General features: G+C 42.8%; 18 protein-coding genes and 2 pseudogenes. 15 read left to right on the top strand and 5 right to left on the bottom strand.

Going from position 1 to position 19,749, the window contains the following annotated elements; translation table 11 throughout:
* Nucleotides 1-10 precede the first annotated feature (10 nt).
* From FTV30_RS03225 to ruvB, 3 genes are all read left to right on the top strand, one after another.
* The gene (locus tag FTV30_RS03225; protein WP_005097598.1) at nt 11-1,351 is read left to right on the top strand and encodes a deoxyguanosinetriphosphate triphosphohydrolase; all 1,341 of its coding nucleotides are present in this window, start codon (nt 11-13) and stop codon (nt 1,349-1,351) included.
* A gap of 120 nt (nt 1,352-1,471) precedes the next feature.
* Nucleotides 1,472-2,074: a Holliday junction branch migration protein RuvA gene (gene ruvA, locus FTV30_RS03220; protein WP_005097599.1), complete on the top strand. Its 603-nt coding sequence runs from the start codon at nt 1,472-1,474 to the stop codon at nt 2,072-2,074.
* 222 nt (nt 2,075-2,296) lie between these two features.
* Entirely contained in the window at nt 2,297-3,304 is a 1,008-nt protein-coding gene (ruvB, locus tag FTV30_RS03215) for a Holliday junction branch migration DNA helicase RuvB (protein ID WP_005097600.1), read from the top strand.
* A 13-nt stretch (nt 3,305-3,317) separates the two neighbouring features.
* Here the strand turns inward: ruvB and FTV30_RS03210 are convergent, their stop codons facing one another.
* Together FTV30_RS03210 and FTV30_RS03205 are read right to left on the bottom strand one after the other, a co-directional pair.
* Nucleotides 3,318-4,055, bottom strand: coding sequence for a hypothetical protein (locus tag FTV30_RS03210; RefSeq protein ID WP_257228894.1), 738 nt, complete (start codon nt 4,053-4,055; stop codon nt 3,318-3,320).
* A gap of 195 nt (nt 4,056-4,250) precedes the next feature.
* A pseudogene (locus FTV30_RS03205) lies at nt 4,251-4,520 on the bottom strand (acetamidase); the annotation flags it as partial.
* 249 nt (nt 4,521-4,769) lie between these two features.
* Here FTV30_RS03205 and FTV30_RS03200 point away from each other — a divergent pair.
* The 7 genes from FTV30_RS03200 (at nt 4,770) to pal (ending at nt 11,345) form a co-directional block, all read left to right on the top strand.
* Nucleotides 4,770-6,113 carry an amidohydrolase gene (locus FTV30_RS03200; RefSeq protein WP_167381270.1) on the top strand — a complete coding sequence of 448 codons (1,344 nt, stop codon included), beginning with the start codon at nt 4,770-4,772 and terminating at the stop codon, nt 6,111-6,113.
* Between the two features lie 266 nt (nt 6,114-6,379).
* Complete coding sequence (gene ybgC, locus FTV30_RS03195; protein ID WP_004731733.1) at nt 6,380-6,787, top strand: tol-pal system-associated acyl-CoA thioesterase; 408 nt, start codon at nt 6,380-6,382, stop codon at nt 6,785-6,787.
* Between the two features lie 26 nt (nt 6,788-6,813).
* Entirely contained in the window at nt 6,814-7,512 is a 699-nt protein-coding gene (gene tolQ / locus FTV30_RS03190; RefSeq protein WP_004279111.1) for a protein TolQ, read from the top strand.
* A complete protein-coding gene (gene tolR, locus FTV30_RS03185; RefSeq protein WP_005170046.1) occupies nt 7,512-7,961 on the top strand; it encodes a protein TolR in 450 nt (149 codons plus the stop codon). The genes tolQ and tolR overlap by 1 nt, the downstream gene beginning before the upstream one ends.
* A 3-nt stretch (nt 7,962-7,964) precedes the next feature.
* The gene (tolA, locus tag FTV30_RS03180) at nt 7,965-9,230 is read left to right on the top strand and encodes a cell envelope integrity protein TolA (protein WP_180000990.1); all 1,266 of its coding nucleotides are present in this window, start codon (nt 7,965-7,967) and stop codon (nt 9,228-9,230) included.
* Nucleotides 9,231-9,434: 204 nt separating this feature from the next.
* Nucleotides 9,435-10,718, top strand: coding sequence for a Tol-Pal system beta propeller repeat protein TolB (gene tolB / locus FTV30_RS03175; protein ID WP_171255748.1), 1,284 nt, complete (start codon nt 9,435-9,437; stop codon nt 10,716-10,718).
* 54 nt (nt 10,719-10,772) lie between these two features.
* Nucleotides 10,773-11,345 (top strand): peptidoglycan-associated lipoprotein Pal, encoded by a 573-nt coding sequence (gene pal, locus FTV30_RS03170; protein ID WP_005097609.1) that lies wholly within the window; start codon nt 10,773-10,775, stop codon nt 11,343-11,345.
* A gap of 75 nt (nt 11,346-11,420) precedes the next feature.
* Here pal and FTV30_RS03165 read toward each other — a convergent pair whose 3' ends face one another.
* Nucleotides 11,421-11,606: an NF038105 family protein gene (locus FTV30_RS03165; protein ID WP_005097610.1), complete on the bottom strand. Its 186-nt coding sequence runs from the start codon at nt 11,604-11,606 to the stop codon at nt 11,421-11,423.
* Nucleotides 11,607-11,787: 181 nt separating this feature from the next.
* Here FTV30_RS03165 and FTV30_RS03160 point away from each other — a divergent pair, with 181 nt between their 5' ends.
* The 5 genes from FTV30_RS03160 to FTV30_RS03140 all read left to right on the top strand — a co-directional run bounded on the left by FTV30_RS03160 (nt 11,788) and on the right by FTV30_RS03140 (nt 15,090).
* Nucleotides 11,788-12,762: a class 1 fructose-bisphosphatase gene (locus FTV30_RS03160; RefSeq protein ID WP_180000989.1), complete on the top strand. Its 975-nt coding sequence runs from the start codon at nt 11,788-11,790 to the stop codon at nt 12,760-12,762.
* A gap of 52 nt (nt 12,763-12,814) precedes the next feature.
* Complete coding sequence (locus FTV30_RS03155) at nt 12,815-13,591, top strand: RNA methyltransferase (protein WP_005097613.1); 777 nt, start codon at nt 12,815-12,817, stop codon at nt 13,589-13,591.
* Between the two features lie 167 nt (nt 13,592-13,758).
* Nucleotides 13,759-14,373: an RNA polymerase sigma factor gene (locus FTV30_RS03150; protein WP_100329059.1), complete on the top strand. Its 615-nt coding sequence runs from the start codon at nt 13,759-13,761 to the stop codon at nt 14,371-14,373.
* Nucleotides 14,370-14,687, top strand: coding sequence for a hypothetical protein (locus FTV30_RS03145; RefSeq protein WP_005097616.1), 318 nt, complete (start codon nt 14,370-14,372; stop codon nt 14,685-14,687). Before FTV30_RS03150 ends, FTV30_RS03145 begins: the two co-directional genes overlap by 4 nt.
* On the top strand, nt 14,677-15,090 hold the full coding sequence (locus tag FTV30_RS03140) for a DUF3106 domain-containing protein (RefSeq protein ID WP_005097618.1): 414 nt from the start codon (nt 14,677-14,679) through the stop codon (nt 15,088-15,090). Before FTV30_RS03145 ends, FTV30_RS03140 begins: the two co-directional genes overlap by 11 nt.
* A gap of 333 nt (nt 15,091-15,423) precedes the next feature.
* Here FTV30_RS03140 and FTV30_RS03135 read toward each other — a convergent pair whose 3' ends face one another.
* On the bottom strand, nt 15,424-17,835 hold the full coding sequence (locus FTV30_RS03135) for a CSLREA domain-containing protein (RefSeq protein ID WP_180000988.1): 2,412 nt from the start codon (nt 17,833-17,835) through the stop codon (nt 15,424-15,426).
* Between the two features lie 9 nt (nt 17,836-17,844).
* A pseudogene (gene rbtA, locus FTV30_RS03130) lies at nt 17,845-19,644 on the bottom strand (rhombotarget A).
* Between the last annotated feature and the right edge of the window lie 105 nt (nt 19,645-19,749).

Genomic DNA, 19,749 nt, shown 5'->3' with positions numbered 1-19,749 from the left:
ATAATGATAAATGACTCAAATGCGTTGGTTAGAGCTGCTTTCGACAGTTCGGATTGGTAGTAAAAAGCAAAGTACTGAACTGGCACGTAGCCCGTTCCACAAAGATTATGACCGTATTATTTTTTCACAAAGTTTCCGCCAGCTGAACCGTAAAACTCAGGTTCACCCTTTAACCCAGCACGATGGTATTCATACACGACTCACACATTCACTTGAAGTGTCCTGTATTGGGCGTTCACTCGGGATGCTGGCCGCAGAGAAAATAAAAGATCAGTTACCGCCCTGGATTTCCCCGGCCGATGTCGGTGCCATTATTCAGGCTGCCTGTCTGGCACATGATATTGGTAATCCCCCTTTTGGCCATGCCGGTGAATATGCCATTCGAGAATGGTTCGACGATGCATCGCATACCGATTTTTTAAAAGATCTCAGTCCTGAACAAGAAGCCGATGTACGTCAGTTTGAAGGCAATGCCCAAGGTCTACGCCTGTTGACCAAAATCGATTACCATCCCAATGATGGCGGCATGCGTTTGACTTATGCCACGTTAGGGGCTTATTTAAAATATCCGTGGCTGTCAAAAACCATGGCATCTCAAGTCGATTTACCTGCCAGCAATCGGGCCAAGTTTGGCTGCTATCAGGCCGAGAAAGAGATTTTAAAGCAGATTGCAGAACAACTCGGACTGATTCAGTTAGCTGAATATCATTACTGCCGTCATCCACTGACCTATCTGCTCGAAGCGGCTGATGATATCTGTTATGCCCTGATTGACCTTGAAGATGGTATTAGCCTGAATATGCTCAGTTATGACGAAGTTGAGCCGGTCTTTTTAAATCTGCTCGGTGATTATGGTATTCCTTCTGAAATCGCCATGAGCAATACCACCTGGCAGCAAAAAATTGCCGCCTTGCGTGGTCGGGTCATGAAACGTCTGGTCGATGAAGTGACAACGGCTTTTGCCCGTCATCATGACCAGATTTTATCGGGTCAGTTACAAGGTACTTTATTGCAATATTGTACTGCGGACATTGAAATCGGGATTAATCGCGCCAAAGAACTGGCACGGGATAAAATTTTTGAGCATCCGCAAAAAGCAGGACTGGAAATTATCGCGCATCAATGTTTGCAAAATATTCTGGATGCCTTTATTCCCTTAACAACGCCGCATAAAAACCTGAGTTTTAAAGAACAGCGCTTGATGTCGATTCTGCAACGTTCAGGGGCGAATTTTAGCGCCAGCCATTATGACAATATCATGCAGGTGCTGGATATTGTTTCGAAATTTTCTGATCATCAGGCTTATAACCTGTCGCAGGAATTACAAGGCAATAAAGCCGGATTGTTATAAAATATTCTGCTGTATGGGAGGATGATTGTAATAAAATCATCTATTTTACAGCGGCAGATTTTGCCTTTCCGGAAAATGCTGACTACTATGCAGCAAAACTGAATTTAGTGATGATAAAAGATGATTGGATGTCTGATTGGTGAAGTACTGGCTTTAGAAGCACCCACCGTACTGTTAAATGTAAATGGCGTCGGTTATGAAATTGATACGCCGCTGACGACTTTCTGCCAGCTGCAAAAAGGACAACAAGTCACACTCTGGACCCATCTGGCCGTGCGTGAAGATGCACAGTTGCTGTATGGCTTTATCAATGCTCAGGAAAAAACCATTTTCCGCACCTTACTCAAAGTCAACGGCGTGGGTCCCAAAATGGCCTTGGGTATTCTTTCGACTTTAAGTGTGGAGATGCTGATTCATACCGTTGAAAATGAAGATGTGAATACCTTGGTCAAAGTTCCCGGTGTCGGTAAAAAAACCGCTGAACGTTTAATGATTGAATTACGTGACCGTTTTAAAGCCATGGCTTCAGGTGCTGCGCCAAGCAATTCAACTGCACCACAGATTCAGTTTATGGGCAATTCAGCCGTGGCTGAAGCAGAAGCTGCATTACAGTCTTTGGGTTATAAACCTGCTGAAGCGCAAAAACTGATTAATGCGGTTAAAGCAGATTACACTGAAGCCAGCGACATTATTCGTGCCGCATTAAAATCGATGAATCGTTAATACTGATTTAAATATTCGCTGCAAAATGAAGATGAGAAGGCAGCATGGATGCTGCCGCAGAAATATGGCATAGGATGTGCCATTATTTTTGCAAAGGGTTTTGTTACTTTTGCCCTGTCAAAAGTAAGAGCATGCCTGCACAATGGCATACGAATTGTTAAAGCATTTTGAGGCTATGACTTTATTCACCTCAAATAAACCATAGAGATTAACTCAAAAGATATGCAAGACCGTCTCATCAGTGGTTCTGAAAAACCAGAAGATCATTTTGATCGTGCCATCCGTCCAACCTCACTCGATGACTATATTGGTCAGCCTGTGGTTCGAGAGCAAATGGAAATCTTTATTGGTGCCGCCCGTGGCCGTGAAGAAGCGCTGGATCATACATTGATTTTTGGCCCGCCCGGCCTGGGTAAAACCACGCTGGCGAATATTATTGCCCGCGAAATGGGCGGTAATCTTAAGTCGACTTCAGGTCCGGTGCTAGAACGTGCCGGTGATTTGGCCGCCATGCTGACCAATCTGGAAGAAGGTGATGTCCTGTTCATTGATGAGATCCACCGTCTTTCACCGGTGATTGAGGAAATTCTCTATCCAGCGATGGAAGACTACCAGCTCGACATCATGATTGGCGAAGGGCCTGCTGCACGATCAATCAAACTGGATTTGCCACCCTTTACCCTGGTTGCAGCAACCACACGTGCAGGTCTGCTTACCTCTCCTTTGCGTGACCGTTTCGGCATCGTACAGCGTTTAGAATTTTATTCAGTTGAAGATTTGACCCACATTGTCAAACGTTCAGCCAACCTGATGGATGTACCCATGACCGGTGATGGCGCAAAAGAAATTGCCCGTCGCTCACGGGGTACACCGCGTATTGCCAACCGCTTATTGCGTCGTGTACGTGACTATGCTCAGGTCAAAGGCACTGGTGAAATTAATCAGGATATGGCGCAACGTGCTTTGGACATGCTCAAAGTCGATAAAGATGGTTTAGATACTTTAGACCGCCGTTATCTATCGATGTTATTAGAACGTTTTGATGGTGGCCCTGCTGGTGTTGAAGCGTTGGCTGCTGCCATGGCAGAAGATTCTGGTACGCTGGAAGATGTGATTGAACCATATTTGATTCAGCAAGGTTATGTGATGCGTACTGCACGTGGCCGTATTGCCACCAATATGGCCTATTTACAGTTTGGATTGACACCACCTGAGCCAAAAGAAAAGTGATTCAAAAAGCAGCTTAGGCTGCTTTTTTATTGAATATAGATTTCAAATTTTGAATAAGAGAATCTACTACAATGTTTAGAGCTTTGAAACTATCAGCAATACCTTCTTTATCAATTACCGCGGTAATACACATGATTTGTAGCTGAGTGAGATAACGCTCAAATTCGTCCCATTCAGATACTAATTCATGATCTTCCTCTACTAACATTTTTAAATAAGTACTAATACGAGCTATTAAAGGGAATATATCATCTTCTAAACTCTTTAATTCTGAACGCATATCTTCGTATTCATTATTTTTGAACCAGTCTTTCACATCATTTAGTACTAAAGCTACAGAGCCTAACAATGTAATGTATTTATGCACTAATGGTTTCAATACAGCAAGATCGTCTATTAACTTAAGTTTCCAACCTCTATAAAATTCTTCTTGTAATTCAACTCTTTTTAAATTTTCTTGACTTTCTATAAGTTGTTTAGTCATATTTCTATGAGATTCTGCTGCTTCTTTAATATCTTCACTTACTACTTTAAAAGATAGTTCTGTGAGTTGAAAACTCTTACGTCCATACCAATAAGCAAGCCAAGTTGCGAAACTACCTAAAATAAGCGCAATAATGACAGATAAAGTAAATGATGAAATTGCTGTCGTATCTGTCGAATGATTGAGATCAAGCTCCATCTTTCTATTTGGATTCTCTACAACACTTGCCGTTTGATCAAAAGGCTGCTGTGGCACTGTCCATGGCAATTGAAATCATCACTGCATTATTATTCTGCTCTGCCACAATTCCCCCATTTCATTTCAATAAATTTTTATTATTGATATTCTAAAAATTTTCAAACCATTACAAAAGAAAAAGCCAACTGACATGTCTAAATCAGTTGGCAAAAGCACAAAACAAAAAACTAAATAAAAAAATTACTTCTCTTTTTTCTTAAACTCCTAAAAGTCCGCTTTACGAATCATCGCGTGAATACCTTTGGTTTTATCTACCACTTGCGATACTTTAAAATCCGTTGCAGCACTTAAATATGCATAAGCAATTTCTTCTGAAATTCCGTATTCATTGACCAAAAAACGGATTGCTTCGCGTGTCGATTTACGCATGGCTTCGTCTAAGTCTTCATCTAAACCTAGAGTAATCCACAACTCATCATTTTCGCCCAAAGGTTGCGTTAATGATTGTCGCGGAATCTTGTCCTGATCTATTTTTGATATTTGTTTTTATTTTGTCTTATTGATAATTTTGATACCTTTAGCATATAGAAAATAAATAAGGGTACATAATTTTACAATGTAAAAGTATTCATAAAGCTCTTTTAGAACAAGGTCTAACAAGCAATATACCTTAAAGGTATTATCATAATACTTAGAGAGTTTTGGTCAAATTTAAATCAATATGCAATCCTAGAGAATCACTTTAACCATTTAAAATTCTTAAGGTTCTCCCCAAGTATGAATATGTATAAGCAGATTTCCCTTTGTCTTCCTCTTCTTTTCTGTAGCCAACTCAGTCTGGCCGACTGGATTGATGATTCTGTACAAACGGCTGAAGCGCACACCATAAAATTACGCCAGCATATTCATCAATATCCTGAGCTGGGGAATATGGAATTTAAAACCTCGGAACTGGTTCAAAAAGAATTAAAATCCTATGGGATTGAAGTACGAAAAGGTTATGCCAAAACGGGTGTGATCGGTGTACTAAAAGGTGGTAAACCCGGCCCGGTCATGGCATTGCGTGCAGATATGGATGCATTACCAATTAAGGAAACTGCACCGGTATCATTCGCCAGCAAACAAAAAGCCATTTATCAGGGCAAAGAATCTTATGTGATGCATGCCTGTGGTCATGATGCGCATACCGCCATGTTACTGGGTGCAGCCAAAGTTCTGGCCGCCAACAAAGATAAAATTGCAGGAACGGTGGTATTTGTGTTCCAGCCAGCCGAAGAAGGTGGTGCAGATATTGATAACTTTACCCAAGGCGATCAGATTGGTTCGCGTAAAATGATTGCGGACGGCGCCCTGAAAAATCCAAAACCTGAAGTCATTTTCGGTATGCATGTCATGGCCGGTATGCCAAGTGGCAATATCTTCTACAAAGATGGCGCCATTTTAAACAGTGCCGATCATTTACGCATCCAGGTCAATGGAAGTCAGGTTCATGGTTCGATGCCTTGGGCAGGAAAAGATCCAATTTATGCCTCTGCCCAGATGGTCACCAATCTGCAAAGTTTGATCAGCCGTAAAGCGGATCTGACCAAAGGAATGGGCGTGGTCAGTATTGGTAGCATTCAGGGTGGTACCACCGGTAACGTGATTCCAGATCAGGTCAATATGGTCGGGACTATTCGCTCCAATAGTGAAGACGTTCGTCAAGGCATTTTAAAAGACTTACCGAAGATGCTAGAACACAATGCAGCAGCCAACGATGTCAAGGTGAAAGTCGAAATTGCGCCTTATGCCCCGGTCACCACCAATGACAAAACTTTGACCAAGCTGATGCAACCGACCCTGGCCAAAGTCCATGGTGAAGATAAATTGCATGTCTTGGATAATAATGCCAGTGCGAGTGAAGACTTTGCTTACTATGGCCAGCTCATGCCATCCCTGTTTGTCTTTGTCGGTGCCACGCCGGCCGATCAAGATCCGGCTAAAGCCGCGCCAAACCATAATCCGAACTTTATTGTCGATGATGCGACCTTAAAAACCGGTGTCGAAAGTCATGTGCGCTTTATTCTGGATTATCCAAAAGTGGCTGAACAGGTTCAGGCCAACTGGAAACAGAACAATAAAGGTTAATTGCCTGCTATAAAAATGCGCGAGTTGATGAGCTCGCGCATTTCATCATCTTCTGCTGTTTTATAAATGAGCTATCAGGTGCTCTGCGCTTCCTCTTGACTATTTCTAGCCAGATTTGACATCTTGTGCCATTGGTCTCAAAACTCAAAATGCTAAACTTTGTCCCGCTAAATTGCTTGACTTTGGACAGGAATCCGGCAAATTCAAGGATTTTCCTCTCTCCAAAAAACAAGCAAAAATTTCGAACATCTGCATGGAACAAAACTATGGCGAATCATTTTGAATTCAATATCCGCGTATATATTGAAGATACTGATCTAGGTGGTATTGTCTACCATGCTAACCACATTCGCTATATGGAACGTACCCGTACCGAATGGCTGCGTGCTGCCGGAGTCAGTCATTACTGGCAACAGGCAGAATATAATTTTGTGGTACACAAAATTAATGTCAAATATATGCGCCCCATCCTGATGGATGATTTAATTACTGTTACTGCACGTGTGATTTCATGTAAAGCTTCATCATTTGTATTGCAACAAAATATTTATCGTGGTGAAATCATGCTTGCATCGGGTGAGGTTGAGTTGGCATGTATCAGTGCAGAGATGCGACCACGTCGACTCCCGGATGAAATACGCGAACTAATTCAAAAAGAATTGGAACAAGACTAAAAAATTTATTGGCACACGTAACAACTATGGCGACTCAGTTAGAATCATCTCTTCAAGTTTCAGATCTTATTTTACAAGCAAGCCCTGTCGTACAACTGGTGATGCTTTCTCTTCTGTTAGCCTCAATATATAGCTGGTATCTGATTGCCAGACTCTATATGAGTTATAAAAAAGCCCAGGCCGATGATGAACATTTCCAGAAAATCTTCTGGTCTGGCGCTGAACTGAATACCCTGTATAACAATGCCCAGCTCAATTCTAAACGCACTGGCCTTGAAGATATTTTCTATCAGGGTCTGGGTGAGTTCCTGAAACTGAAAAAACGCCATGCACCGACTGCCCAGTCCATTGAAGGAACAGAGCGTATTCTGCGTGTCGGCCTGAGCCGTGATCAAGGTCATCTGGAGCAAGGACTCGGTGCTTTGGCCAGTATTGGTTCGGTTGCACCTTATGTTGGTCTGTTCGGTACCGTCTGGGGCATCATGAACGCTTTTATTGGCCTGGCAGATGTCGATCAGGTGACGCTGGCGACGGTTGCACCTGGTATTGCTGAAGCCCTGATTGCAACTGCCATTGGCCTGTTCGCAGCTATTCCAGCGGTGTTGGCCTTTAACCATTTCACGGCCAAAGGTGAAACCGTTTACTCTGATCGTGCCCTGTTTGCCGAAGAAATGGTGGCACTGCTACAACGTCAGTCCGTGGGCATAACTCAGGACAAAGACTAATGGCGATTCAAGGTTCAGGACGCTTTCAGCGTATTAAAAAGCCACTGAAAAGTGACATGAATGTCGTACCTTATATTGATGTGATGCTGGTGCTTCTGGTGATCTTTATGGTCACCGCACCCATGATCACCAGTGGCATAAAGGTCGACCTACCTCAGGCCAATGGGCTACCGATTGAATCTAAAGATGCACCGACCATTGTCACCCTGAAAGAAGATGGTTCCTATTATTTAGAACATAAAAATCAGGCCACTGGCCCAGTTACGCTGGATGAATTGACTGCTGCCCTTGTTGAAGCGCAAACACAGGCACAAAATGACAATAAAGTGCTGAATGTCGTGATCAATGGCCACAATACCCGTCCTTATGGCGATGTCATGGCCTTAATGTCCAGCCTACAGGATGCCGGTTTATCTCAGGTCGGTTTACTGACCCAGCCATTAGAATAATGTATGAAAGATTATAAAAAACCACCATTTCAGAAAAAAGCCATCGCGATTGGATTCACCTTAGGAATCCATGCCGTGGCTTTGGTGGGTTTACTTTATCTTGGCATGAGTAAACCACCTGAACCGCCGAAGCAGATTAAAACGGTCCTGATCAAACCTGAGGACCTCAAACCGGTCACCCGAGAAGAAACGCCGTTTGAGGAAACTGCACATGAAAATGTCGCAGAAGAAATTACTCAAACAGCTGAACCTAGTCCTGAGCCTGCGCCAGTCATTCCGACAGCGGCGCCTGCCACACCTGCTGCTCCGCCTGCACCGAAAGTGGATACACAAAAAGCCCAGCAGGAACTCAAAGAGGTAGCGCAAGCCAAGGCTGTACAACAAGCTGCTGAAGCAGCGAAACGTGCCGAAGCTGCCGAACAGGCGAAACAGGCAGCAGCCAGAGCAAAAGCGGAGGCAGCACAAAAATCCAAGGCAGATGCCGAAGCTGCTCGTAAGGCTGAAATCGATGCACAGCGTAAAGCGGACGCTGCACAGAAAGCCAAATTAGATGCTCAGAAAAAAGCGGATTTGGCCGCCAAACAAAAAGCCGATGCCGCTGCGAAAGCCAAGGCAGATGCTGCTGCAAAGGCGAAAGCTGAAGCGGCAGCTAAAGCAAAAACTGACGCGGATGCAAAACGTAAGGCAGATGCGGAGGCGAAACGTAAAGCTGATGCGGATGCAAAAGCCAAAGCTGAGGCGGATGCAAAAGCCAAAGCTGAGGCGACAGCTAAAGCAAAAGCTGAGGCGACAGCTAAAGCAAAAGCTGAGGCGGATGCAAAACGTAAGGCGGATGCCGATGCAAAAGCCAAAAACGATGCTGCTGCAAAGGCAAAAGCAGACGCGGATGCAAAACGTAAGGCAGATGCCGATGCAAAAGCCAAAGCTGAGGCAGATGCCAAGGCTTCAGCAGCCAAACAGGCCGCTGAAGAAGCTGCTCAGAAAAAAGCGGAATCAAAACGGATTGCGTCTACTGCAAAACGTGATTTCGAAAATAAAATTAAACGTGCTTGGGATACCCCAGTGGGATCGTCAGGTCAGCGCGCTACTGCTCGTGTGACCTTGAATGACAATGGCGGTGTGGTTTCTGTCATCGTGAACTCAAGTGATGCAGACATGAAAGCCAGTGTCGAAGCTGCGGTGCGGGCTGCTGCGCCGTATCCGATGCCTTCAGATCCAGATGCACGCCGAGAAGCACGAAGTTTTACATCAACCTTTACCGCACAATAAAAACCAAGCCATCACACATTATTGAGGTGATGGCTTTGATTTTTTCAGCTAAACTTCACTTTAATATGATTAAATAATATTCATTTTTCACAGTGTCATAACAGTTTGGTCATAAAATCCTGGTTTTATTCTATTAAATCCATGCGATGATGTAGCCCAAGCTACCTATACAATAAATCCGTTGATTTGAGTAAATAACGAATGATGGAAAAGACTCGCAAACACCTACTCTGCCTCGCAATCATTGGCGCTTTAAGTCCTGTATTGGCAACTCAGTCCTATGCCCAGTTGCATCTGGAAATTACCAAGGCACCTGAGGCAGCACCTAAAATCGCCATTGTGCCATTCAGTCAGGATCAGAGCATCTATCCTATTGTTGAAAATGACTTGAATCGTTCAGGCAGATTTACCAGTGCTTCAAAAAACCTGCCTGCGACTGCCACATTAAATAACCCGAATGCAGAAGCTTGGGCATCCGCTGGCGTTCCCTATGTCGTGACCGGTTCATCAAAAACCACAGCGGATGGTTCTTTTGAAATCCAGTATCAGTTATACGATATCGAAAAAAAACAATATCTATTAAATGAATTACTAACTGTTCCAGCCTCACGTACCCGTCAGGCAGCGCATATGATCAGTGATGCCATCTATCAGGCATTAACTGGCATTCCAGGTGATTTTACTGGACGTATTGCTTATGTACTGCGTAATCCAGCAACACCAGAACAACGTTATACCTTGCAAATTGCTGATACCGATGGCGAACAGCCAAAAACAATTTTGACTTCGCGTGATCCGATTCTTTCTCCAGCCTGGACACCGGATGCCAAAAAAATTGCTTATGTCTCGTTTGAAACCAAACGTCCGGCAATTTATGTACAGGATCTGGCCACAGGACAACGCGAAAAACTGGCCAGTTTCCGTGGCTTAAATGGCGCACCAAGTTTCTCTCCAGATGGCAAGAGCATGCTGTTTACTGCATCCATGCATGGCAATCCGGAAATCTATCAGATGAATCTGGAAACACGTCAATTACAACGTATGACCAATGACAGTGCGATCGATACCGAAGCACGTTATGCTCCAGATGGAAAATCCTTTATCTTTACTTCTGATCGTGGTGGATCTCCACAGATTTATCGCCATGATCTCGCTTCAAGTAGCAATAAACGTCTGACCTTCCGTGGTGCATTTAATGCACGTGGTACGCTGAGCGCAGATGGCAAGAAACTTGCATTGGTTCATCGTCCAAGCGGCAGTAACTATCGGGTTGCCGTTCAAGACATGAACTCTGGTGTAAATAATATTCTGACGCCAACAACTCTAGACGAATCACCAAGTTTCTCGCCAAATGGCCAGATGGTGGTGTATGCCACACGTGAAGGCGCGCGCGGACTTCTGTCGATCATGTCACTAGATGGTCGTTTCCGTATGAACTTGCCAAGTGAAACGGGCGAAGTCCGTGAACCGGCTTGGGCACCAAAATAACATTGGTATCTGTATAAACCTTTTACCCCATAATCAAACTTCATGGAGATGAAGATGAACAAAGTAAAATTATTTGCCTTACCACTTTTAGCAGCAGCTGTCGTCATGACAGGTTGTGCGAGTCGTAAGCCTGCCGCTGAAGTTCAAACCGGCGGTTTAGATACAACCAGCTCAACCACAGTGGATACGCAAGGTCTGAGTGAAGATGCTGCATTAAATGCACAAAACATGGCGGGTGCATCGGCAAAGGGTGTCACTGCGGAAAACAAGGCTTTCTTGGCAAAACGTGTCGTACATTTTGACTATGACAGTACTGAACTCAGCAATGAAGATCTTCGTACCCTACAAGCACATGCACAGTTCCTGATGGCCAATGCCAACTCACGTGTCGCACTCACCGGTCACACCGATGAACGTGGTACCCGTGAATACAACATGGCGCTTGGTGAGCGTCGTGCCAAAGCTGTTGAAAGCTTCCTGGTGACTACTGGTGTAAATGCTGCTCAATTAGAAGCCGTCAGCTATGGTAAGGAAATGCCAATCAATCCAGGTCATGATGAAAATGCCTGGAAAGAAAACCGCCGTGTTGAAATTAATTATGAAGCGGTACCACCATTGTTGAAATAATTTTCAATGCTGGCGTATCAAATAAAAAGCACTCATGATTGAGTGCTTTTTATTGGGTTGAATGAACAAATCTGTTTATTCTACGGTCTGGCCTGGTTCAACTGCTTGCATCGATTCAATCAGGTCGTGTTTATTGAATTGTTTGTACTCTGGTTTTGCTTCATAATCCCGCCAGGCTTCTTTCATCTTGTCTTCAGAGATATCATCTAAAGTAATGCCTTCACTTGGCGTTGGAGTCGCATCAAACTTTAATGTTGTCATATCTGTGCTCCTATTCTCAATTTTCCCTTGCATTCAACATAGCACTTTCCACAGGAGTTGCAAGGGCAAAATCGATACAAATAATCCAGTTTGATTTTTCTTTTAGTACGTTCTCATCTAAAATATAGCCGCATATCGTTTTGATCATTTTTTCCCGATTTAAGTCTTGGAGTTTTCCCTTATGTCATACCGCACCTTATCCCAGTTTTTACAGCAACAAAGCGGGAATCTCACACCTGAACTTGCACAAGTTATTGTAACGATTGCAAACACTTGCAAGGACATCGATCTGTTGCTGCAAAAAGGTGCTTTAGCGGGTGTATTGGGAAGTGCACAGCATGAAAATGTTCAAGGCGAAGAGCAAAAGAAACTGGATGTCATTTCCAATGATTATCTGATTGATGCTTTACAGCAACATCCGCATGTTGGTGGTTTGGCTTCAGAAGAACTGGATGAATTCACCCCTGCACAAGAAAATGGTCAATTTCTGGTCTTGTTCGATCCACTCGATGGTTCAAGTAATATCGACATCAATATGTGTGTCGGTACGATTTTCTCGATTCTTCCTGCGAAAAATGCCGTGACTCAGGCCGAAGACTTTATGCAAGCCGGTGTCAATCAAGTGGCTGCAGGTTATGTACTGTATGGTCCATCGACCATGATGGCATTGACTGTCGGTGCAGGCGTAGTGTTCTTTACCTTTGACCCGGAAACTCAAGAATTCCTGCTAACTTCTGAAGCGATTCAAGTCGCTGCAGATACCAAAGAATATGCGATCAATGCCTCGAATCAACGCCACTGGGAAGCACCAGTACAACGTTATATCGATGAATTATTGGCAGGCAAAACCGGTCCTCGTGAAAAAGATTTCAATATGCGCTGGGTTGCCTGTATGGTGGGCGATATTCACCGTATTCTTTGTCGTAGCGGTATCTTCATGTATCCATACGACTTTAAAGATCCGGCTAAAGCTGGTCGTCTGCGTTTAATGTATGAAGCCAACCCAATGAGTATGCTCATGGAGCAGGCTGGCGGCGCATCCACCACAGGCCGTGTCCGTATTCTGGAGATCGAACCAACTGATCTACATCAACGTGTGCCAGTGATTATCGGTTCTAAAAACGAAGTTGATCTTGTGACCAGCTATCATAACTAATTTTTTATAGCGGTAGCCGATATTGAATCGGCTACCGTGGATTATATCTCCCATGCCAACTTTTTTTCTTGATTCAAAAGACAATCCAAAAATTAAACACTTACGTGGTTTGATTGAACAAAACACCTATCGTAAAAAACAGGGGCAAACTGTGCTGGAAGGCACGCATCTGTCTCTCGCCTGGCTGCATGAAAACCGTAAAATTGATTCGATTTTTACCACTGAACATGCACTTTCGCATCCTGATTTCGAGAAAATTCTCGCAAAATACACAGGGATGGTCTTTGTTCTAAGCGAATCTTTATACAAAGATTTAAGCACCTTAGGAACGTCTTTAGCCTGTTTAGCTGTGGTCACTTTACCGACAGCAAATTATGCACTGGATTTTAAAGCCGACACTTTAATTCTGGAAAATGTACAGGATCCGGGTAATGTTGGTACCCTGCTTCGCTCTGCAGCAGCAGCCGGTATTGAACAGATTGTCTGCACCAAAGGTTCTGCCTCACTTTGGTCACCACGAGTATTACGTGCCGGTATGGGTGCGCACTTCACGCTGCAAACTTTTGAAAATATTGCACTTGAACAAATTCTTGAGCAATTTCAAATTCCTGTATACGTCACCAGCTCACATCGTGCCGAAAGTCTGTACTCAAAAGATTTAGGTAAACCTTGCGTATGGATCTTGGGCAATGAAGGTCAAGGCGTTTCTGATTATGCAATGCAACACGCAGAAGCTGTCAGTATTCCGCAGCCGGGTGGTCAGGAATCCTTAAATGTTGCGATTGCAGGATCGATCTGTTTCTTTGAAATGGTACGTCAACGTATCTAATTAGGGATTTAGGTTACAGTGTTTTAATTCGGCCCTGTCCGTTTATAAAATAGATTACACTACAAAAATAATAAACTTAATTGTCAACCAAACCATAATTCCCAACGTTATATGATTATGAACTTGGGAATCATGGTGGGTGTCCAATGACAGGATTTTCCATCTCTATGGATTTAGCACCAAAACAGTTGCAATCACACGATGTAAGTATTCTGAAGAGTACGGCTGAAGCACGTCTGAAGAATTTTATGCAAGATGTGACTGGACGCGCCTTGGTGATGATGGAAAGTGCAACTCAAGGTCATCATGGTATTGCCATGGATCTGGTTCAGGAAGCTTTCATTTCCTTACATAAATCCTATGCGGAAAAAAGTACTGAAGAATGGTATCCCCTATTTTATACAATTCTGAACAACAAATTACAGGATTGGCGTCGTAAAGAAGCACGGCGTGGTCAGATGTTTTCATTTTTTAAGAAAGTCAGTCTGGATGATGACGAAATTGAACTTGAGGATATCGTGGACGAAGCTACACCGACGCCTTTGGACTTTCTGGATCAGGCAGTGACAGCTGAAGAAATCCAGGAAGCCATTGCCAAACTACCTGTACGTCAGCAGCAGGCATTTATGCTGAGAGCTTGGGAAGGATTTGATACGCATACCACCGCACAAATTATGGACTGCTCAGAAGGCAGTGTAAAAACTCATTATCACCGTGCTATTCAAGGCTTACGTGCCTCTTTGGCACATTTAAATCCATATCTGGGAGGGTCATCCGAATGAATCAAGATGATTTCTTAAAACAAGTAACTTCCAAACTCGATGGACTGGCACAACAACATAAACACAAACCTGTTGTCATGCACCATGTTCTTGAAGAAATTCAGGATTCTAAACATTCACGTTTTGCATTTTTAAAAATGTCAGGTTTTGCCTTGGCAGCAGCAATTGCAGGTGTTGTGGTATTACCCAATATTTCTAGCCACAATGAGCCGCAAACCCAAATGGTGTCAGTACCGAAACTGTCCCCACAAATGCTTGAAGATTTAGAAATGCTAATGGTTCTAGGTGAGGACAAAGTTCCACATGGCAGCTAAAAGATTGGCAATTGCTTTTTGTGCATTCAGTTTTCTGCAAACCAGTTTTGCAGGATTTGAACGTTTTTGGATCTTTTCTAAAGATGCAAATACTCAGGTTTCCGATACCTGGGATAGTCTTTCTGATTCCGAACAGTTGGCACTTATTAAACGCTATCAGTCCCTCAAGGAAATTCCAGAACAGCAGAGCGTCAGCTTACAACAGCGTATGGACTGGTTTACCCAGCTTCCTGAGGTTGAAAAACAAAGAATGCGTGAGACTTGGCAAATGATGAGCAGTCAGGAACGTCGAGAACTTGGCTTACGCATGCAAAATGCCAAACCTGAAGAACGACTTGCCATTCGGGAAGAGTACATTCTCAAATACCAGCAAACGACTCAACCACCCTCTAGCTCGCATTAAGCGACCCATATAAAAAGCCTCCAAATAGATAATGCCAGTCAGTTAAACAATTGACTGGCATTTTCTTTTTTAAATTCATGATCATATTTGCCAGGTGGAAAAGTCATCCGCAACTGTTGGATGCATGAGGTGTATTGCTCCGCAAGATGCCTTCCTTGTGAAACTCCGCTTCTCATTTGAGCAAAACCAAAGTCACAAATGATATGACAAATATTTGATTTAAAACCTTAAGACTCCATCGTGAACCACTAAAAAGTTAAAGCGTCTATTTCTAAACTCCTTAACTGATCAGCATTCTTCCAAATGGAGGCTTTTGAATTTTCCAATTAGGTTTTATTTTCTTAGACGGCGATAAGCGACCAGCCCAAATAATCCGAATAGTCCCCAAATTCCGAATGAGCCACCACCACTTGATGACGTATTGGCATTTTTTACCGTATTTCGTAGCAGGATCGTTGCTGTTTCAGACATTTTTTCATCTGCATCAAAAATCGTATACTGCATGCTGTAATCTGCCTGACTTAAGTTATTTCTCACACTAAATGTCAGCTTTCCACCATAGCAGGTCTCGCGCTGATAAGTATCAGGACAAGGGCCTTGTCGCTCTGCATTAAGAGAAACTCCGGCAGGAATCTTCACAATACGAATTGGAATCTCTTTTCCCTCTTTATCCTGATAAAAAGCCGACTTTCCTGAAGGTAGAGGCCCATCACCATCATCACTATCATTTTCAAGTGGATTCACAGTCACTGTCAGATTATTCTCTGGGCTAATCCAATATTCATCACTCTTGGCAATCGGTGCAATATTGTTAAAAGCTGCTTTTAAAATTCCAGCACTGCTGATCCCCGTGGCCTTATCTTTGAGAGTATAGCTACAGAATTCCATATCTGTTGCCTTGGTCATTTTCCCATCGGTACGATACATCATGATCCGGTTGAGATCAGGCTTCCATTCACACTTAAGATTGGGGTCATTCGGATCACCCTTCACACTGGTCGAACTACCGGTACCAATTAACTCACCTACTCCTAAAGACTTAACACTAATATCATAATTTTGTGCATTCAAGACTTTGGTTTGAACCGTATTGCCCATCAAGGTTTCCTGAGGCATGGCCAGCACAAAGGGATTGACATAAATTGCACGGTATTGCTGATATTGCTTGGTATATTTAAGTAAATCTTCGTATTCTTTTAACTCTTCCTTTAAACCAGGTATTTCCTCTGCTGGCGTATTCTTATTTGCAATAATACTTTTGATGTCAGTTATATTGTCCTGATAAAAATTATTCAAATCGACCAAGCTGCTATTTTTCAGATCTGTGATATCTGCTGCGGTCAGACGTCGGATTTCGATTGAACCGATTTCACAGCTATTTTTTGCATCTGGATTTAAGGTAAGAGTAGATCCCACCACCCGATCAATGCCACGTTGATCCTGTTCAGCACAGCCACTTACCCCCACATCTACCAAATCTGTAGCTGTTCCATTATCACGTGGGTAATACATGCCTAGAAAACGGTTATCAATTGCAGGCTCAATATAAGCTGTTAATAAGTTGTTTATCGTGCTGTTAGAAACGTCAAGATTGTTTGAAGTTTCATCCGCATCTAACTCTGGCAATACACAACGTGATAGTCCAGTGGTTTGTATGGCATTTTTAACAGTAGTAAATACGACGCTTTGCTCCTTAGTCGGATTCCCCTGATTTAAGGCATATTCACAAGATAAGCCCTGATTAAATGCTAAAACATTAAAATAGAAATATTTAGAACCTGTTTTGTCATAAAATAAAGTAGATTGAGCTGCATTCTCAACAATAGTATTACTTAAGGCAGTTAAACTGGAAAAGGCACTGAGAGGGCGATTAGCTTGATTGGTCATACGCAAAATATGTCCTGTCTGACTCGCAGTATTTTTGGCAATGGTAGAATTATTCAACTCTACGGTTGCATAACCACAAAAATCAAGAATGCTGGCCGTATTTTCTGACCCATTTTTAACAATACTACTAGAAATAACTTTTACATTGGTTTGAGTCGTCCCTAAATTCCCCTGGCAATCCATAGCCAGCACACTACCATATGAACTTGCCTTATTTTGGTGAAGCAGCGAATCCTGGATGATCACACTCCTTTCGGTATTCATCGCCACCGTATAAATAGCCCCCCCTTCTGCATCTGCCCGAGAATTTACGATTTCACTGCTATTAATGCTTAAGGGGCCCGCGATATAAAAGGTACCGCCATTGCCCTTATCCTGTGTATTTTTTGCCGCATAACCATCTTTTAAGATGAGATGATAGACTTCCAGACTGGATTGACTGGCTATACTGTTAAAGAGACGGGTTTTTCCCTGACCTGAAATCGTGGTTTTTAAAGCATCACGGGTTGGGTATAAATTCGTAATCGGACTACGACTGGTATAACTAAAGGGCGTTTTTCCATAAATTTTGAGCGCGGACTCAATGACAAGTTCGCTGTCTAATTTGTATTCACCCGCTTCAAGCTGAATCACGTCTGGGGCTGAACCATCCAGCCGAAGCGTACGGCCGACGTTACATCCACCATAGGATTTATCTAGTTTTGCAGTTTTAATCGCTTCTCGCAAAGAGCAGGCATTACTGTTCTCTCCGTCTTCATCCACCAAAGTGGTGACATAGATGGTTTTATCTTCGGCTGCCATCAAACTCATGGCAGATAAAATCATGGCCGCAAGCAGTCCTTTTTTATAATTTTTCATGATTTTTCCTTAATCTTTTAATTCACGGCGCAAACCCATTAACCCAATTAAAATCAGTAGCCCACCAAAGCCCCATGCACCACCTGAAGTTTTGACTGATTTGTCTTCCATTTCATTTTTTGGCTCCTGCACGATTTGAGTGGTAATGGTCAGATAAGGTTTACTTTTATTAAATCGCGTGGATGTGGTTACCACTTGCAGCTCGAAGATATCTGCCCCATGCCAAGTCGAATCTGGGGTATACACCACATTGCCATGAATATCGATACGTGTTTTACCTTTGGATTCTGTTTTAGTTTGCACAACTTTCAAACATCCATCTTGCCAAGGCTCACCTGTCGGCTGTTGACCAACTATGACATTGCATTGTTCTTTTGGAATTAAATCACTATCACCCAAAAAGGATTCAATTGAAAATTTGGCAATTTCACCTTTTAACAGGTCTTGTCCAACCAGACTCCCTGAGGTTGGCACAGTGATTTCAATCGCACCACGGTCACAGAACAGATTATCCATTAAACGGTTGATACCACGCTGGTCAGCAGCTTCACATGCCACTGTCGGGGCTGCAAGATTAAGCGCTGTACCTCTATTTACAATAGATGAGTCGCTGACCTGATTATGACTTAATAAAATACGTGGACGCATATAACCAAGAAATTGCCCTTTAGCAACGCTGTATGGACAAAGTATGGCTGTGCTATTTTCACTCAAGGTTTGACAAACACCTTCACTCTTATTTGAAGCTTCGGCTAAGATTTGTGTACCATTCCAAAGCTCATTTGGAGCAACAGCATCCCCTGTACCGCAGGACACAGTCAGCAGATTGTTTTGAATCAGGGTTTTATCGCCGTTTTCAATTTGGCAGTCCTGTGCACCATTTCTTAAAATAATACTATTTGCCACATAAGCCCTGCCAGCCGGCGCATAGATACGTAAAGCAGTATTTTCATTATCAACCATGGTGAAATTATTCAATCCCATCCCGTCCAGGACATTAATGAGTACACCCTTATTTTTTAGTATCGTACTACTTAATATTTCCCCACTAATACCTTGATCTTTACTGGAGTCAGCAAACTGTCCCGCGCTATAAATATTGGTCGCTGAATTATCCAGTGTCTGGTTATTTTTAAGTACACTTTGATAAATGAGGAAAGCAGGTAGCTCGCTATACAGGATCCCGCCTCGTTGGGCTTTATTATTTTCGATCAGACTATTTTTAATTTGTGCACGGCTTGTTAAGTTCTGTCCAAACTTGCCAGCATTATAAATTGCCCCACCCAAGTTGGCAGCAGCATTAAATAGACGGTTATATTCTAGAATTAGCTGACCTTTATTATAAATTAGGCCACCTTATTCAGCACAACTGGTTTTACCACAGCCTTCAAGATCCAGTTCTTTCAAATTTAACTGAACCAATGTATCTGTACTGTTGATCCGGAAAAGATTATCGATACCTTTCATTTGAATATGAGCATTATGCAAACCTAATGCTTTTTCATCCGTACTGAATTCACCATCACTTTCTGCGACCGCACGGATGGTAAGAGATTTTTTAATCGCAATATGCTGGTTCAACACATAGGTATTTTTTTCTTTTAAAATAATGGTACTGGATGAGTTCTCCCCACCACACCCCATAAAACCTGATTTAGCTAAGCCACGGTTAACATACTCAACAGCTTCTCGAAGTGAACATTCCTTGTCATCTTTTTCAATATCTTCTGTAGTGGTTACAATAATATCTGCACTATACGACTGCCCCGCTATACATAGCAAAGCTATGCCTATGCTCTTCTTGAGCATAACCTTCTCCTTAATTTTTATTTCTTTCTTTTTCTTCTAAAGTTGCAGAATCCTTGCAACAGCGAATTATTTTGCCTTACTGTGGCATAGACTGAGTAATTACTC

This window comes from Acinetobacter sp. YH12255, assembly GCF_013417355.1.
GTDB classification, from domain to species: Bacteria; Pseudomonadota; Gammaproteobacteria; order Pseudomonadales; family Moraxellaceae; genus Acinetobacter; species Acinetobacter pseudolwoffii.
This window is presented reverse-complemented; position numbering and strand designations above follow the sequence as displayed.

Coding starts and splice junctions, on each gene's coding strand:
- FTV30_RS03225 (WP_005097598.1), top strand. CDS start 11: ATGACTCAAATGCGTTGGTTAGAGCTGCTTTCGACAGTTCGGATTGGT.
- ruvA (WP_005097599.1), top strand. CDS start 1,472: ATGATTGGATGTCTGATTGGTGAAGTACTGGCTTTAGAAGCACCCACC.
- ruvB (WP_005097600.1), top strand. CDS start 2,297: ATGCAAGACCGTCTCATCAGTGGTTCTGAAAAACCAGAAGATCATTTT.
- FTV30_RS03200 (WP_167381270.1), top strand. CDS start 4,770: ATGTATAAGCAGATTTCCCTTTGTCTTCCTCTTCTTTTCTGTAGCCAA.
- ybgC (WP_004731733.1), top strand. CDS start 6,380: ATGGCGAATCATTTTGAATTCAATATCCGCGTATATATTGAAGATACT.
- tolQ (WP_004279111.1), top strand. CDS start 6,814: ATGGCGACTCAGTTAGAATCATCTCTTCAAGTTTCAGATCTTATTTTA.
- tolR (WP_005170046.1), top strand. CDS start 7,512: ATGGCGATTCAAGGTTCAGGACGCTTTCAGCGTATTAAAAAGCCACTG.
- tolA (WP_180000990.1), top strand. CDS start 7,965: ATGAAAGATTATAAAAAACCACCATTTCAGAAAAAAGCCATCGCGATT.
- tolB (WP_171255748.1), top strand. CDS start 9,435: ATGGAAAAGACTCGCAAACACCTACTCTGCCTCGCAATCATTGGCGCT.
- pal (WP_005097609.1), top strand. CDS start 10,773: ATGAACAAAGTAAAATTATTTGCCTTACCACTTTTAGCAGCAGCTGTC.
- FTV30_RS03165 (WP_005097610.1), bottom strand. CDS start 11,606: ATGACAACATTAAAGTTTGATGCGACTCCAACGCCAAGTGAAGGCATT.
- FTV30_RS03160 (WP_180000989.1), top strand. CDS start 11,788: ATGTCATACCGCACCTTATCCCAGTTTTTACAGCAACAAAGCGGGAAT.
- FTV30_RS03155 (WP_005097613.1), top strand. CDS start 12,815: ATGCCAACTTTTTTTCTTGATTCAAAAGACAATCCAAAAATTAAACAC.
- FTV30_RS03150 (WP_100329059.1), top strand. CDS start 13,759: ATGGATTTAGCACCAAAACAGTTGCAATCACACGATGTAAGTATTCTG.
- FTV30_RS03145 (WP_005097616.1), top strand. CDS start 14,370: ATGAATCAAGATGATTTCTTAAAACAAGTAACTTCCAAACTCGATGGA.
- FTV30_RS03140 (WP_005097618.1), top strand. CDS start 14,677: ATGGCAGCTAAAAGATTGGCAATTGCTTTTTGTGCATTCAGTTTTCTG.
- FTV30_RS03135 (WP_180000988.1), bottom strand. CDS start 17,835: ATGAAAAATTATAAAAAAGGACTGCTTGCGGCCATGATTTTATCTGCC.